Origin of the sequence: Cronobacter sakazakii (assembly GCF_000982825.1) — a bacterium.
GTDB lineage: Bacteria > Pseudomonadota > Gammaproteobacteria > Enterobacterales > Enterobacteriaceae > Cronobacter > Cronobacter sakazakii.
In genome coordinates this window covers 3893127-3907013 of sequence record NZ_CP011047.1, presented here as the reverse complement: position 1 = coordinate 3907013, position 13887 = coordinate 3893127, and the positions used below count along the sequence as shown (strand labels likewise).

Here is a 13887-nt window from a genome sequence, read left to right as displayed (position 1 = left end):
AGCGACAGATGAGCACTATTGAACGTCAAAGCGAGTCGCCGTCTGCCGCGCCCGGCGGTTTCCGGCTCTGGCTCGCGCGCCTGCAAATGGCGCATGGCCGTAAGCTTGTGGTCGCGCTGCCTTATCTGTGGCTGATCCTGCTGTTTATGCTGCCGTTTTTAATCGTCTTCAAGATAAGCCTTGCAGAGATGGCGCGCGCGATCCCGCCGTATACCGATCTGGTGAGCTGGGCGGACGATCAATTATCGGTGACGCTGAATATCGGCAACTTCCTGCAACTGACCGACGATCCGCTCTATTTCGAGGCGTATTTGCAGTCGTTACAGGTGGCGGCTATCTCAACGCTGTTCTGTCTGCTGCTCGGCTATCCGCTCGCCTGGGCGGTGGCGCACAGCAAGCCGTCGACGCGCAACATCCTGCTGCTGCTGGTGATCCTGCCGTCGTGGACGTCGTTTCTTATCCGCGTTTACGCCTGGATGGGCATCCTTAAAGAGAACGGCGTGCTGAATAACGTGCTGTTGAGGCTCGGGGTTATCGATCAGCCGCTCACCATCCTGCATACCAATCTCGCGGTTTACATCGGGATTGTGTACGCGTATCTGCCGTTTATGGTGCTGCCAATCTACACCGCGCTAACCCGCATCGACTACTCGCTGGTCGAGGCGTCGCTCGATCTGGGCGCGCGTCCGCTGAAAACCTTCTTCAGCATCATCGTGCCGCTCACCAAAGGCGGGATCATCGCGGGCTCGATGCTGGTGTTTATCCCGGCGGTAGGGGAGTTCGTTATCCCGGAACTGCTCGGCGGGCCGGACAGCATCATGATAGGCCGCGTGCTCTGGCAGGAGTTCTTTAATAACCGCGACTGGCCGGTGGCCTCGGCGGTGGCGATCACCATGCTAGTGGTGCTGATTGTGCCCATCATGTGGTTCCACAAATATCAGAACAAAACGATGGGAGACCATGCATGAATAATCTGCCTGTGGTGCGCTCCCCGTGGCGCATTCTGATTTTGATTCTCGGTTTTACGTTTCTCTACGCGCCGATGCTGATGCTGGTGGTCTATTCGTTTAACAGTTCGAAACTGGTGACGGTGTGGGCGGGCTGGTCGACCCGCTGGTACGGCGAGCTGTTTCACGATTCGGCGATGATTAACGCCGTGGGGCTGAGCCTGACGATTGCCGCCTGCGCGGCGACGATGGCAGTGGTTCTGGGCACCATCGCGGCGGTGGTGATGGTGCGTTTCGGGCGCTTTCGCGGCTCCAATGGTTTCGCGTTCATGCTGACCGCGCCGCTGGTCATGCCGGATGTGATAACCGGCCTGTCGCTGCTGCTGCTCTTTGTGGCGCTCGGCCATGCGATCGGCTGGCCGTCCGATCGCGGGATGCTCACCATCTGGCTGGCGCACGTCACGTTCTGTACCGCTTATGTGTCGGTGGTGATAAGCTCGCGCCTGCGTGAGCTGGACCGATCGATAGAAGAGGCGGCGATGGATCTCGGGGCAACGCCGCTGAAAGTGTTTTTTGTCATAACGCTGCCGATGATCATGCCTGCCGTGGTTTCCGGCTGGCTGCTCGCCTTTACGCTCTCGCTTGATGACCTTGTTATCGCAAGCTTTGTGTCGGGCCCAGGGGCCACGACGCTGCCGATGCTGGTCTTCTCCAGCGTTCGTATGGGCGTCAACCCGGAGATCAACGCGCTGGCGTCGATTATCCTTGGCGTGGTTGGTGTTATCGGTCTGATCGCCTGGTTTTTTATGGCGCGGGCAGAAAAGCAGCGACTGCGCGATGTCCAGCGTGCAAGGCGTAGCTGAACCGCCTAAAATCTGCAATCATGTGCACCCGGCGCCGCGCACGACGCGGCGCTGTTTCACAGGGAAGGCGAGATTTGGACATTTTCAGCAAAGCGCGACAATCACACGCCCGAATGAACGCTCCTACGCTGGTACAGGTGGCGGCGATAGGCATTATTTCTACGCGCTGTCTGGATCTGCTGATGATTTTCAATCTGCTGGGCGTGCGCGGCGTGATGGATTTTATCCACCGCAGCGTGCAGACCTGGAGCCTGACGCTGATTTTCTTCGCAAGCCTCGTTTTACTCTGTATCGAATTCCGCTGCGCGTTTGTGATCCTCAAGGGCCGCGCCTGGGGCCGCTGGGTCTTTCTGCTTACCCAGATTATCGCGACCGGCTATCTGTGGGCGGCCTCTCTTGGCTGGGGATACCCGGAGCTGTTCAGTATCGCAGGCGGCTCGCGGCGCGAAATTTTCCATTCGCTGGTGATGCAAAAGCTGCCGGATCTGCTGGTGCTGGCGCTGCTGTTTATTCCTGCCCGCAGCCGACGCTTTTTCCGGCTACAGTAATCCTGCGGCGTGATAGAATCGCCGGTCCGCGTTTTTCTTAAGGTTTTTAGCTATGCACTGCGCACTCTATGACGCCGGGCGCTGCCGCTCCTGTCAGTGGATTGAACAGCCCCTCGACACCCAACTTGCCGCCAAAATGACCGACCTGCGAACGCTGCTGGCAGCGCTGCACGTGGGCGAGTGGGGCGCGCCGGTAAGCGGGCCGGAGCAGGCGTTTCGCAATAAAGCGAAAATGGTAGTGAGCGGGAGCGTGGAAAAACCGCTGCTCGGCATGCTGCATCGCGACGGCACGCCGGTGGATTTGACCGAATGCCCGCTCTATCCGGCGTCGTTTTACGCCGTGTTTGCGGCGCTGAAGCCCTTTATCGCCCGCGCGGGGCTGACGCCGTACAACGTCGCCCGCAAACGCGGCGAGCTGAAATATCTGTTGCTGACGCAAAGTACGCTCGACGGCGGGCTGATGCTGCGTTTTGTGCTGCGCTCGAAGGAGAAACTTGAGCAACTGCGCGCCGCGCTGCCTGGGCTGTTGGCGGAATTGCCGCAGCTTAAGGTCGTGACCGCCAATATTCAGCCGGTGCATATGGCGATTATGGAAGGCGACGAGGAGATTTGGCTGACGCAACAGCAGGCGCTCGCGGAAAGCTTCAACGGCGTGCCGCTGTGGATCCGTCCGCAGAGCTTTTTCCAGACCAACCCGACAGTCGCGAGCGCCCTGTACGCCACGGCGCGCGACTGGGTGCGCGCGCTACCGGTGAATCATATGTGGGATCTGTTTTGCGGCGTCGGGGGCTTCGGGCTGCACTGCGCCACGCCGGAGATGACGCTGACCGGCATCGAAATCGCGCCGGAAGCGATTGCCAGCGCTCGTGCGTCGGCGCAGGCACTGGGGCTTCGCAACGTGCATTTTCAGGCGCTGGATTCGACCGATTTCGCGACCGGCCAGCAGGCGGTGCCTGACCTCGTTCTCGTTAACCCGCCGCGGCGCGGTATCGGGAAGGCGTTGTGTGAATATCTGAGCCATATGGCCCCGCGCTATATTATCTATTCCAGCTGTAACGCGCAGACGATGGCGAAAGACATCGGCGAGTTGCCGGGTTATCGCATCGCCCGCGTGCAGTTATTCGATATGTTCCCGCATACGGCGCATTACGAGGTGTTGACGCTGCTGGTGCGGGAGTAAACACCGGTTTTTTTGAGTGGTGGGTGCGCTAACGCTTACACACCCTACGCAAGATGGTAAGGCTCATTGAAGTTGTAGGGCGGGTAAGCAAACGCACCCGCCAGAACGCAAAGGTGGGTGCGCTGACGCTTACCCACCCTACGCAAGATGGTAAGGCTCATTCGGGGTTGTAGGGCGGGTAAGCAAAGCGCACCCGCCAGAACGCAAAGGTGGGTGCGCTGATGCTTACCCACCCTATGCAAGATGGTAAGGCTTATTCGGAGTCGTAGGGCGGGTAAGCGCAGCGCACCCGCCGCCTGGGCCTGCATAACACCCGTCACTTATCTTCACATCCATTTACGCGCCATATAAAAAATGAAGGCCCGCGTGGCGGGCCTTGAAAGGTAAATGCGGCGTTTACTGCGGGAACCACTGGTCGCTGATTTTCTGATAAGTGCCATCGGCTTTAATGGCCGCCAGCGCGTCGTTAAGTTTTTTCAGCAGCGCAACGTTATCCGGGCGTACCGCAATGCCAAGGCCGGTGCCGAAGTATTGCGGGTCGGTGACTTTTTCTGACGCGGTGCCGAGCTGCGGATTGTTCTTCAGCCATTCGTTCACCACGGCGGTATCGCCGAAGACGCCGTCGATACGGCCATTTTTCAGGTCGATAATCGCGTTCTGGTAGCTGTCATACGCCACGGTTTTCACTTCCGGGTGTTTATCCTGGAGATATTTCTGGTGCGTGGTGCCGTTTTCCATACCGATACGTTTGCCTTTCAGATCATCGAAAGATTTATATGCGCCTTTTTTAGCGATAACGATGGCAGAGTTGGCGTAATACGGCGCGGTAAAGGCGACCTGTTTCTGGCGCTCCGGCGTGATATCCATGCCAGAGATAACGGCATCATATTTTTTAAATTTCAGCGCCGGGATCAGGCTGTCGAAAGCATGGTTGGTGAAGGTGCATTCCGCCTGCATTTGTTTGCATAACGCTTTGGCGAGATCGATGTCGAAACCGACGATCTGATTGCTGGCGTCGAGCGACTCAAAAGGTGGGTAGGTTGCCGAAGAACCGAAGCTGATTTTATCCGCTGCCGCGGCGTGGAATGCGACGCCAGCGAGCATGGCGGCCAGAATGATTTTTTTCATGCGTGAAGCTCCCGTCTGTCAATCTTATTTTATGTCACCGTTTACCCGGCGTGTTGACACCATGCCATTATGTGAATTTATATGCAATAAAAACGTATAAGTATTTTATTTGGTTGTGCGGGTGAGGGGAGATGGCGGGTGCGCTGCGCTTACCCGCCCTACAAAGAATATTCAGGTTTTCAGACTGGCGGGTGCGCGTCGCTTACCCACCCTACAAAAGAAGATTCAGATTTGCGTAGGGCGGGTAAGCGCAGCGCACCCGCCATAAAACAAACAGAAAACCCTCTCCCATAAAGGGAGAGGGCAGAGAGAACTAACTGCGGCGCTCAAACGCCAGCGCGCGGCGCTCGATCAAACGCATCAGAAGCGTCAGCAGGCCGTTGACGATAAGATAAATCACGCCCGCCGCGCCAAACACCATCACATCATAGGTGCGGCCATACAGCAGTTGCCCGTAGCCCATCACTTCCATCAGCGTAATGGTGTAGGCAAGCGACGTACTCTTGAACACCAGCACCACTTCGTTGGAATAGGACGACAGCGCGCGCTTGAACGCATACGGCAGCAGGATCGCCAGCGTATCTTTACGGCTCATGCCCAGCGCCCCGCAGGACTGCCACTGGCCCTCCGGGATCGCCCGGATAGCCCCGTAAAAGAGCTGCGTGGTATACGCCGCCGAGTTCAGCGACAGCGCCACCAGCGCGCACAGCCACGGCTCGGAGAGCACATGCCACAGCCACGGAAAATTCTGCAGTGACGGGAACTGCCCCGGCCCGTAGTAAATCAGGAAGATCTGCACCAGCAGCGGCGTACCGGTAAAGAGCGTAATGTAGCCGCGCACAATCCAGACCAGCACCGGCGTTTTCAGCGTCAGGATAATCGTGAAAATCACCGACAGCACCAGTGCTACGGCTATCGACGCCGCGGTGAGCGTCAGGCTGGTGTGCAGCCCTTTTAACAGCTCTGGTAAGTAATCCAGCATCAGCCCGGCCTCCGCTCAAAGCGCGTGGCGCGCAGGTCGATACGCTTAAGGATGTACTGGCTTATCAGGGTGATCACCAGATAAATCGCCGCCGCGATAATGTACCAGGTAAACGGCTCCTGGGTGCGGGTGGCAATACTTTTGGTTTGCAGCATCAAATCGTTCACGCTAATCAGCGACACCAGCGCGGTGTCTTTCAGCAGCACCAGCCACTGGTTGCCAAGCCCCGGCAGCGCGTGGCGCCACATCTGCGGCATCACGAGACGAAAGAAAATCGCCGATTTCGACAGGCCCAGCGCCTGGCCCGATTCCCACTGGCCGTGCGGCACCGCTTTCAGCGCGCCGCGCAGCGTCTGCGAGGCATAGGCGGAATAGAGCAGGGCGAGGGCAATCACACCGCACAGGAACGGGCTGACGTCGAAATTATCGATCTGCACTTGTACCGGAATGGACGTGAAACCAAGCGGGATCGTAAAGCCGTCCGAGAGGGTGAGCAGCAGTTGCGAGGAGCCGAAATAGATAAACAGCACCACCAGAATTTCCGGCAGGCCGCGCAGAAGGGTAACCAGCGCCGTGGCAAGCCAGCCGACCGGCCGCCACTTCGCCGATTCCAGCACGGCGAACAGCATCGCCAGCACCAGCCCCAGGCCAAGCGCGCAAACGGCAAGGCCGACGGTCATCCCGGCGGCGCTTGCTAAAGGTAACATATCGTTCATTCAGGCGATTACTTCTGGAACCATTTGTCGTAGATGGCCTTGTAAGTGCCGTCTTTCTTCACTTTCTCCAGCGCAGTGTTGAATTTCTGCTGAAGCTCGGTGTTGCCCTGACGAACCGCGATGCCAAGGCCGGTGCCGAAATAGTCTTTGTCCGTCACTTTATCGCCAACGGCGGCCAGTTTCGGGTTGGTTTTCAGCCACTCGGTCACAACGGCAGTGTCGCCGAATACGGCGTCGATACGGCCGTTTTGCAGATCCAGGCGCGCGGTCTGGTAGCTGTCATACGGCACCGTGGTGATTTCCGGGTGTTTGTCGGTGATGTATTTCTGGTGAGTGGTGCCGTTCTGCACGCCCACGCGCTTGCCTTTCAGCTGTTCGATGCTGCTGTTTTTACCCTGTAAACCCACGAACAGCGCGGAGTTGTCGTAGTACGGCGTAGTAAACAGCACCTGTTTTTCGCGCTCAGGCGTGATATCCATGCCAGCCATGACCGCGTCCACACGCTTGAATTTCAGCGCCGGGATCAGGCTGTCGAACGCCTGGTTGGTGAAGGTGCAGGTCGCATCGATCTCTTTACAGAGCGCGTTGGCCAGATCGACGTCGAAACCGACGATTTTGTTGCCCGCATCCATGGACTCAAACGGAGGGTAAGAGGCTTCGGTTGCGAAACGAATAGTTTGTGCTGCGGCGGCGGAAAGGCTAACGCTTGCGAGAAGCGCGGCAATCAATACGTTTTTCATTGTCATTATTCCGGTCATCTTCAGTGGGAAAGATAGTTTTTAAACGCCTCGGTCGCAGGGGCGCTAAAGCAGCTCGCGTCGCCCTGCTCGATAATATGTCCATTTTCCATATAGACTACCCGGCTGGCGGTTTTACGCGCCACTTCCACTTCATGCGTCACAATCACCTGCGTGATCCCGGTCTGGGAGAGCTCGCGGATGATGCTGACTATCTGCGCGGTGATTTCCGGGTCGAGCGCGGCCGTCGGTTCGTCGAACAGCAGCACCTGCGGCTCCATCATCAGCGCGCGCGCAATCGCCACGCGCTGCTGCTGACCACCGGAAAGGTGCAGCGGATAACGATCGACATACGGCGTCAGGCGCAGGCGTTCCAGCAGTTTATCGGCACGCTTACGCGCGGCCTCTTTGCTGAGCCCGAGCACCCGGCACGGGGCCTCGATAAGATTATCCAGCACCGTCAGGTGCGGCCACAGATTGTACTGCTGGAAGACCATGCCGACGTTGCGGCGCAGTTCGCGAATCGCTTTGTCGCCCGGCGCCTTCGCGAAATCAAACTGGTTGCCCGCAATGCTGAGCTGCCCGGAACGCGGCATCTCCAGCAAATTGAGTACCCGCAGCAGCGAGCTTTTACCCGCGCCGCTTGGGCCAAGCAACACCAGCGTTTCGCCCTCGGGGCAGCTGAGCGTGATGTCAAACAGCGCCTGATGCGCGCCGTAGAAGCAGTTTATGCCGTTTAGTTGAATACTCATGCGTAGCAGTTGAATAGCAATTGAGACCGCGAATAGTACCGTTGGCAGAATAGTTATGCAATATTAGTGCGTTAAAACTTAATATTCTCCACATTTACGGTACAAAACCAGCACGAAATAGCGGGGTGGGGGTGGGGCAAGAATAAATGTCGGCCAGATGGCGCTAAGCCAGACGGTTTATCGCACGCCACCCCCAGCGCGCTTAGCGACGCTCCAGCGACTGGCGCAGCGTGCCCGCTGGCGCATGTACGGTGCCGCCCAGATAGCGCACATCGTCCACCGTCCAGCACTGGCCTTCGCGCACCATCAGCACTTCATCAAGCCATTTTGTCTCGCCGCGCTGCTGCTCCACACGCAGCGGAATATTGCGTGCGTCGGTGTTCGGGATACGCGAGGCGCTGGCGACGCGCACGCGCTCAGGCGTTTCGGTGCGGCTGGAGAACGGATCGGTACGCAAGAAGCCGTTCCCGGCATGGTTCTCACGGTTCGATTTATCCAGCAACTGATAGAGCGAATCGCTTAAATAGGGACGCAGAGACGTCAGGTTCGTCAGCCCCTGGCTGCGCTGTTCGATGCGATGCTGGTAGAACTGTTCCGCCACGGTATCAGGGCCGCCTTCCACACACGGACCGCTTCGCGAGCCGATATCCTTAAAGGCGGGCGTCACGGTCGTACAGGCGCTCAGCAGCAGGGCGCACGGAAGAGCCAGAGTCAGAACTGAATGGCGCATTTTTTATTTCCTTATTCCGGTAAGCAGGACTACGTTTCTTGTCACAGGACTTTTTTAGCATAGCGTATCGCGACCGAATTGCGTCTGGTATCGTCAGCTAACGCATTGATAGCCAAAAGGAGAGAACCATGCAGTTTTCCACCACCCCAACCCTGGAAGGACAAGTCATTGTTGAGTATTGCGGCGTCGTCACCGGCGAGGCGATCCTCGGCGCGAATATCTTTCGCGACTTCTTCGCAGGCATCCGCGACATCGTCGGCGGCCGCTCCGGCGCGTATGAAAAAGAGCTGCGCAAGGCGCGTGAAATCGCGTTTCGCGAGCTGGGCGACCAGGCGGCGTCGCTGGGGGCCGATGCGGTTGTCGGGATCGATATCGATTATGAAACCGTCGGCAAAGACGGCAGCATGCTGATGGTGAGCGTTTCCGGTACGGCGGTGAAAACCCGTCGATGAAGCTGCGTGGCTGGCCGCTGTTACTGGCGGCACTGCTCGCGGGCTGCGCGGGCGAAAAAGGGATTGTCGATCGCGGCGACTATAGAGTGGATACGCGCCGCGCGGCGCAGGCGGCGTATCCGCGCATCAAAGTGCTAGTTATTCACTACACCGCCGATGATTTTGACACCTCGCTTGCCACGCTGACCGACCGGCACGTCAGCTCGCACTATCTGATCCCGGCGAACCCGCCGCAAAAAGGCGGCAAACCGGTTATCTGGCAGCTGGTGCCGGAGCGCGAGCTGGCGTGGCATGCGGGCATCAGTTTCTGGCGTGGAGCCACGCGCCTGAACGATACCTCCGTGGGCATTGAGCTGGAAAACTACGGCTACCGGAAAATCGACGGTCAGAAGCAGTACTTCCCGTTCAGCCCGCCGCAGATAGCCGTGCTCAGCAAGCTTGCGCGCGACATCATTCAGCGCTACCAGATTGCCCCGCAAAACGTCGTGGCGCATGCGGATATCGCGCCGCAGCGCAAAGACGATCCGGGGCCGCTCTTTCCGTGGCAGGCGCTGGCGGCACAAGGGATCGGGGCATGGCCGGATGAATCGCGCGTGGCGTTTTATCTCGCCGGGCGTAACCCTTACGCGCCGGTGGATGAAGCAACGCTGCTGGATCTGCTGGCGCGCTACGGCTATGAAGTGACGCCGCAGATGAGCGAGGCGCAGCGCAAACGTGTGATTCAGGCGTTTCAGATGCACTTTCGCCCCGCACGCTACGATGGCCTGCCGGACGCGCAAAGCGAGGCCATCGCCGGGGCGCTGCTGGAGAAATATGGTCAGGGGTGAGATTCCACAGCCCGAAATAAAAAACGCCGCGCAATGCGGCGTTTTTTTACTGGTGATGGGTGTTATCCGCGGTGCAGCGTGCCGTGATCGCGCAGCCAGTACGCGGTGCGCTCGATGCCTTCATCCAGCGACACCACCGGCTTATAGCCGAGCTCATTTTCAGCGCGGCTGATATCCAGCGTGAAATCGAAGTTCAGCTTGGAGACGCCGTAATGGGTCAGCGCTGGCTCTTTATGGGAATGCTTGCCGAGCCGCTCCAGACTTCTCGCCATCATATCCAGCATCGGGTAGGGCACCGAGCGGATACGGCACGACATCCCCAGTTCATCAATCAGCTTCTGCACGATGCTTTTCAGCGGGCGCGCTTCGCCGTTGGTGATGTTATAAGCGCGGCCTGACGGCAGGGCGTCGCAGGCGCTGCTGCTTGCAAGCCACATCGCATGAACCGCGTTTTCGTGATAGGTCATATCGACCATCGCCTCGCCGCCGCGCGGCAGCAACACGCTGCCGTAATGGCGCATCATCTGCACCAGGCGCGGGAAAAAGACTTTATCGTGCGGCCCGAACAGGCTTTGCGGACGCAGAATGGTAAAGCGCGTCTGCGGGTTGGCCTGCGCCAGCAGCTGAATGACCTCTTCGCTGGCGGCTTTGCTGCGTGCAAAAGCGTTAGCCAGCCGGTGCGGGCGGAAATCTTCGCGGATATCGCGATGGTGGTGGTAATCGAAATAGAGCGCGGGCGAGGAGATATGCACGAAATTGCGCACGCCCCAGGCGACGGCCCATTCGCCGAGGCGGCGGGTGGCGCGCACGTTCGCGAGATCGAACGCCTCCTGCGGGCCCCAGGGAGAGGTAAAGCTGGAACAGTGCCAGAGCGTATCGATACCGGCCAGCATCGCTTTCGCCTGCGATGAAACCAGTTCGGTTAAATTGGCGTGAATAAACTCCGCGCCCATTTTCTCAAGCAGTCTGCCCATCGCCTCGTTGCGCCCGGTGGCTCTGACCTGGACGCCCTGATGACGTAAATATTCGACCGCGTTTCGGCCTAAACCGCTGGTGGCGCCCGTGACCAGTACCTTCATATCGATCCACTGTGCTGTAACGTTTAGCCGCGCATTCTTCCGTGAAATCAGCGCTGATGCAATGGGAACAACGTAACAATGCGCTTTAGCGCAGCTGAATATTCCCCTCGCCGCAGCGCTGTAAACGCGTTATGCCGTTTGCTGTAAAAATTCCCGCCAGTACGCCACGACGGTTTCAAGCTGCTCGCGGTTGACATCAAGGTGCGTCACCAGACGCGTCACCGGCGCGGCGCTAATCAGCACATTGCGCGATTTCATAAACGCGCCCAGCGCGGCGACCTGCGCCTGCGGCACGCTGACAAACAGCATATTGGTGTCGTGACGGCGCACTTCTGCACCCGCGTCGCGCAGCGCCGCGGCAAGCCAGGCCGCGTTGTCGTGGTCCTCTTTCAGACGCGCGACGTTATGCTCCAGCGCATACAGGCCGGCTGCGGCGAGAATACCTGCCTGACGCATACCGCCGCCGGTCATTTTCCGCCAGCGTTTCGCGCGCTTAATATAGTCATGGCTGCCGACCAGCAGCGAGCCCACCGGCGCGCCAAGCCCTTTCGAGAGGCAGATAGTGAAGGTGTCGCAATACTGCGCGATCTCTTTCAGCTCGCAGCCATACGCCACCACCGCGTTAAAGATGCGCGCGCCATCCACGTGCAGCGCGAGACCGCGCTCGCGGGTGAAGTCCCACGCCTGCTGGAGATAGTCACGCGGCAGCACTTTGCCGTTATGGGTATTCTCCAGGCTCAGCAGTCGGGTGCGGGCGAAATGAATGTCGTCGGGTTTGATTTTGGCCGCCACTTTGTCCAGCGGCAGCGTACCGTCACCGTCGGCCTCAATCGGCTGCGGCTGAATGCTGCCGAGCACCGCCGCGCCGCCTGCTTCATACAGATAATTATGCGCGAGCTGGCCGACGATATACTCCTCGCCGCGCTCGCAGTGGCTCAGCAGCGCCACCAGGTTGGCCAGGGTGCCTGTTGGCAGAAACAGCGCCGCCTCTTTACCGCTTAAACGCGCGGCATAGTCCTGAAGCGCGTTGACGGTTGGGTCGTCGCCATAAACATCATCCCCGGTGGGGGCCGCCATCATGCGCTCCAGCATCGCTTTGCCCGGGCGCGTGACGGTATCGCTGCGTAAATCGATCACGGCATATCCTTTTCAGTGAACAGAAAAGACTCTTTTACCGGAACCAGTTGGTTTTCGCCAGATCGATAACCTCATCCCCGCGGCCGTTAATGATGGCGCGCAGCATATAGAGGCTGAAGCCTTTGGCCTGCTCCATTTTGATTTGCGGCGGCATCGCCAGCTCCTCTTTGGCGACGGTAACGTCCACCACCACCGGGCCGTCGGTGCTGAAGGCGCGCGAAAGGGCGTCGTCCAGTTCGCTCGCTTTCTCAACGCGAATGCCCGGAATGCCGCAGGCTTCGGCGATGCGCGCATAGTTGGTGGCGTGCAGATCGGTGCCGTCGGTCAGATAGCCGCCCGCTTTCATCTCCATCGCCACAAAGCCCAGCACGCTGTTATTAAAGACGATGACTTTCACCGGCAGCTTGAGCTGCACCAGCGAAAGCAGATCGCCCATCAGCATACTGAAACCGCCGTCGCCGCACATCGCCACCACCTGACGCCCCGGCGCGCTCGCCTGAGCGCCTATCGCCTGCGGCATCGCGTTCGCCATCGAACCGTGGTTAAACGAACCGAGCAGGCGGCGTTGGCCATTCATCTCCAGATAACGCGCGGCCCATACCGTCGGCGTGCCGACATCGCAGGTGAAAATGGCGTCCGGCGCGGCGAAATGGCTTATCTGGCGGGCCAGATATTGCGGATGCAGCGCTTTCTCGCTCGGCTGCGCCAGGTCATCCAGCCCCTTGCGCGCGTCGCGGTAATCTTCCAGCGCTTTGTCCAGGAAGTGCCGGTCGGTTTTCTCTTCCAGCAGCGGCAGAAGGGCGGCGAGCGTTGCTTTCACATCGCCCACCAGCGCCATGTCCACTTTGCTGTGCGCGCCGATGCTGCCGGGGTTGATATCAATCTGAATGATTTTGGCGTGGGTAGGGTAGAACGCGCGGTAGGGGAAGCGGGTGCCGAGGAGGATCAGCGTGTCGGCGTTCATCATAGTGTGATAGCCGGACGAGAAGCCGATAAGCCCGGTCATACCCACGTCATACGGGTTGTCATACTCGACATGCTCTTTGCCGCGCAGGGCGTGGACGATGGGCGCTTTCAGCGTGCGGGCGAATTCCAGCAGCTCCTGATGCGCGCCCGCGCAGCCGCTGCCGCACATCAGCGCGATGTTATCGGAGTAACGCAGCAGCTGGGCGAGCTTTTTGAGTTCGTCATGCGGCGGCACGATGACCGGCTGCGGCGCGTGATACCAGCCGGGGCTGACCTCTTCCGGCGCAGGTTTCAGCGCCACGTCGCCAGGCAGAACAATCACCGAGACGCCGCGCTCCAGCACCGCTTTACGCAGCGCGATGGCCAGCACCTGCGGGATCTGCTCCGGGCTTGAGACCAGCTCGCAATAGTGGCTGCATTCGCGAAACAGTTCCTGCGGGTGCGTCTCCTGGAAATAGCCGCTGCCGATTTCACTGGAGGGAATATGCGCGGCGATGGCCAGCACGGGGACATTGTTGCGGTGGCAGTCAAACAGGCCGTTGATGAGGTGCAGGTTGCCAGGCCCACAGGAGCCCGCGCAGACCGCCAGCTCACCGGTCAGTTGCGCTTCGGCACCCGCCGCGAACGCCGCGACCTCTTCATGGCGGGTGGACATCCACTCGATAGTGCCCATGCGGTTTAAGCTGTCGCTGAGGCCATTGAGCGAATCACCCGTTACGCCCCAGATGCGTTTCACGCCCGCCTGCTCCAGGGTTTTAGCGATATATGACGCGACGGTCTGTTTCATGCTCCCTCCTTAGTGAGAAGTAGTGATAACGGTTACAAGCGTAGTTCAAAATCGCA

At 59.1% G+C, this 13887-nt stretch carries 15 protein-coding genes; 6 read left to right on the top strand and 9 right to left on the bottom strand.

Annotated features, from left to right (window positions below; all coding sequences use genetic code 11):
• The first annotated feature begins 8 nt into the window (after positions 1-8).
• From potH to rlmC, 4 genes are all read left to right on the top strand, one after another.
• Entirely contained in the window at positions 9-968 is a 960-nt protein-coding gene (gene potH, locus CSK29544_RS18580; RefSeq protein WP_007901346.1) for a putrescine ABC transporter permease PotH, read from the top strand.
• Positions 965-1810 (top strand): putrescine ABC transporter permease PotI, encoded by an 846-nt coding sequence (gene potI, locus CSK29544_RS18575; RefSeq protein ID WP_012125239.1) that lies wholly within the window; start codon positions 965-967, stop codon positions 1808-1810. Before potH ends, potI begins: the two co-directional genes overlap by 4 nt.
• 113 nt (positions 1811-1923) lie before the next feature.
• Positions 1924-2358, top strand: coding sequence for a YbjO family protein (locus CSK29544_RS18570; RefSeq protein WP_023899071.1), 435 nt, complete (start codon positions 1924-1926; stop codon positions 2356-2358).
• A 52-nt stretch (positions 2359-2410) separates the two neighbouring features.
• Positions 2411-3538 (top strand): 23S rRNA (uracil(747)-C(5))-methyltransferase RlmC, encoded by a 1128-nt coding sequence (rlmC, locus tag CSK29544_RS18565; protein WP_007901342.1) that lies wholly within the window; start codon positions 2411-2413, stop codon positions 3536-3538.
• 396 nt (positions 3539-3934) lie between these two features.
• Here rlmC and artJ read toward each other — a convergent pair whose 3' ends face one another.
• From artJ to CSK29544_RS18535, 6 genes are all read right to left on the bottom strand, one after another.
• Positions 3935-4666 carry an arginine ABC transporter substrate-binding protein ArtJ gene (artJ, locus tag CSK29544_RS18560; protein ID WP_004385167.1) on the bottom strand — a complete coding sequence of 244 codons (732 nt, stop codon included), beginning with the start codon at positions 4664-4666 and terminating at the stop codon, positions 3935-3937.
• Between the two features lie 313 nt (positions 4667-4979).
• Complete coding sequence (artM, locus tag CSK29544_RS18555) at positions 4980-5648, bottom strand: arginine ABC transporter permease ArtM (RefSeq protein WP_014729230.1); 669 nt, start codon at positions 5646-5648, stop codon at positions 4980-4982.
• Complete coding sequence (gene artQ, locus CSK29544_RS18550) at positions 5648-6364, bottom strand: arginine ABC transporter permease ArtQ (RefSeq protein WP_007888487.1); 717 nt, start codon at positions 6362-6364, stop codon at positions 5648-5650. The genes artM and artQ overlap by 1 nt, the downstream gene beginning before the upstream one ends.
• Positions 6365-6372: 8 nt before the next feature.
• Positions 6373-7104 (bottom strand): arginine ABC transporter substrate-binding protein ArtI, encoded by a 732-nt coding sequence (gene artI, locus CSK29544_RS18545; RefSeq protein ID WP_004388043.1) that lies wholly within the window; start codon positions 7102-7104, stop codon positions 6373-6375.
• Positions 7105-7124: 20 nt separating this feature from the next.
• Positions 7125-7853, bottom strand: coding sequence for an arginine ABC transporter ATP-binding protein ArtP (gene artP, locus CSK29544_RS18540; protein ID WP_004388042.1), 729 nt, complete (start codon positions 7851-7853; stop codon positions 7125-7127).
• 202 nt (positions 7854-8055) lie between these two features.
• Positions 8056-8583: a lipoprotein gene (locus tag CSK29544_RS18535; RefSeq protein WP_007866400.1), complete on the bottom strand. Its 528-nt coding sequence runs from the start codon at positions 8581-8583 to the stop codon at positions 8056-8058.
• A 128-nt stretch (positions 8584-8711) separates the two neighbouring features.
• On the opposite strand from CSK29544_RS18535, the gene CSK29544_RS18530 reads away from it, so the two are divergent.
• Together CSK29544_RS18530 and CSK29544_RS18525 are read left to right on the top strand one after the other, a co-directional pair.
• On the top strand, positions 8712-9035 hold the full coding sequence (locus tag CSK29544_RS18530; RefSeq protein ID WP_004386731.1) for a heavy metal-binding domain-containing protein: 324 nt from the start codon (positions 8712-8714) through the stop codon (positions 9033-9035).
• The gene (locus CSK29544_RS18525) at positions 9032-9862 is read left to right on the top strand and encodes an N-acetylmuramoyl-L-alanine amidase (protein WP_007888485.1); all 831 of its coding nucleotides are present in this window, start codon (positions 9032-9034) and stop codon (positions 9860-9862) included. Before CSK29544_RS18530 ends, CSK29544_RS18525 begins: the two co-directional genes overlap by 4 nt.
• Before the next feature lie 62 nt (positions 9863-9924).
• Here CSK29544_RS18525 and CSK29544_RS18520 read toward each other — a convergent pair whose 3' ends face one another.
• The 3 genes from CSK29544_RS18520 to poxB form a co-directional block, all read right to left on the bottom strand.
• The gene (locus CSK29544_RS18520) at positions 9925-10941 is read right to left on the bottom strand and encodes a 3-beta-hydroxysteroid dehydrogenase (RefSeq protein ID WP_007888483.1); all 1017 of its coding nucleotides are present in this window, start codon (positions 10939-10941) and stop codon (positions 9925-9927) included.
• Between the two features lie 129 nt (positions 10942-11070).
• Complete coding sequence (ltaE, locus tag CSK29544_RS18515) at positions 11071-12078, bottom strand: low-specificity L-threonine aldolase (protein WP_007888482.1); 1008 nt, start codon at positions 12076-12078, stop codon at positions 11071-11073.
• Between the two features lie 34 nt (positions 12079-12112).
• On the bottom strand, positions 12113-13831 hold the full coding sequence (gene poxB, locus CSK29544_RS18510; protein ID WP_007888481.1) for a ubiquinone-dependent pyruvate dehydrogenase: 1719 nt from the start codon (positions 13829-13831) through the stop codon (positions 12113-12115).
• Positions 13832-13887: the final 56 nt, after the last annotated feature.

What these genes read in the sequence shown, in the direction of transcription:
- artI (WP_004388043.1), bottom strand. Translation starts at nt 7,104, where the DNA reads ATGAAAAACGTATTGATTGCCGCGCTTCTCGCAAGCGTTAGCCTTTCC.
- potI (WP_012125239.1), top strand. Translation starts at nt 965, where the DNA reads ATGAATAATCTGCCTGTGGTGCGCTCCCCGTGGCGCATTCTGATTTTG.
- rlmC (WP_007901342.1), top strand. Translation starts at nt 2,411, where the DNA reads ATGCACTGCGCACTCTATGACGCCGGGCGCTGCCGCTCCTGTCAGTGG.
- CSK29544_RS18570 (WP_023899071.1), top strand. Translation starts at nt 1,924, where the DNA reads ATGAACGCTCCTACGCTGGTACAGGTGGCGGCGATAGGCATTATTTCT.
- CSK29544_RS18525 (WP_007888485.1), top strand. Translation starts at nt 9,032, where the DNA reads ATGAAGCTGCGTGGCTGGCCGCTGTTACTGGCGGCACTGCTCGCGGGC.
- poxB (WP_007888481.1), bottom strand. Translation starts at nt 13,831, where the DNA reads ATGAAACAGACCGTCGCGTCATATATCGCTAAAACCCTGGAGCAGGCG.
- CSK29544_RS18520 (WP_007888483.1), bottom strand. Translation starts at nt 10,941, where the DNA reads ATGAAGGTACTGGTCACGGGCGCCACCAGCGGTTTAGGCCGAAACGCG.
- artJ (WP_004385167.1), bottom strand. Translation starts at nt 4,666, where the DNA reads ATGAAAAAAATCATTCTGGCCGCCATGCTCGCTGGCGTCGCATTCCAC.
- artM (WP_014729230.1), bottom strand. Translation starts at nt 5,648, where the DNA reads ATGCTGGATTACTTACCAGAGCTGTTAAAAGGGCTGCACACCAGCCTG.
- CSK29544_RS18535 (WP_007866400.1), bottom strand. Translation starts at nt 8,583, where the DNA reads ATGCGCCATTCAGTTCTGACTCTGGCTCTTCCGTGCGCCCTGCTGCTG.
- CSK29544_RS18530 (WP_004386731.1), top strand. Translation starts at nt 8,712, where the DNA reads ATGCAGTTTTCCACCACCCCAACCCTGGAAGGACAAGTCATTGTTGAG.
- artQ (WP_007888487.1), bottom strand. Translation starts at nt 6,364, where the DNA reads ATGAACGATATGTTACCTTTAGCAAGCGCCGCCGGGATGACCGTCGGC.
- artP (WP_004388042.1), bottom strand. Translation starts at nt 7,853, where the DNA reads ATGAGTATTCAACTAAACGGCATAAACTGCTTCTACGGCGCGCATCAG.
- potH (WP_007901346.1), top strand. Translation starts at nt 9, where the DNA reads ATGAGCACTATTGAACGTCAAAGCGAGTCGCCGTCTGCCGCGCCCGGC.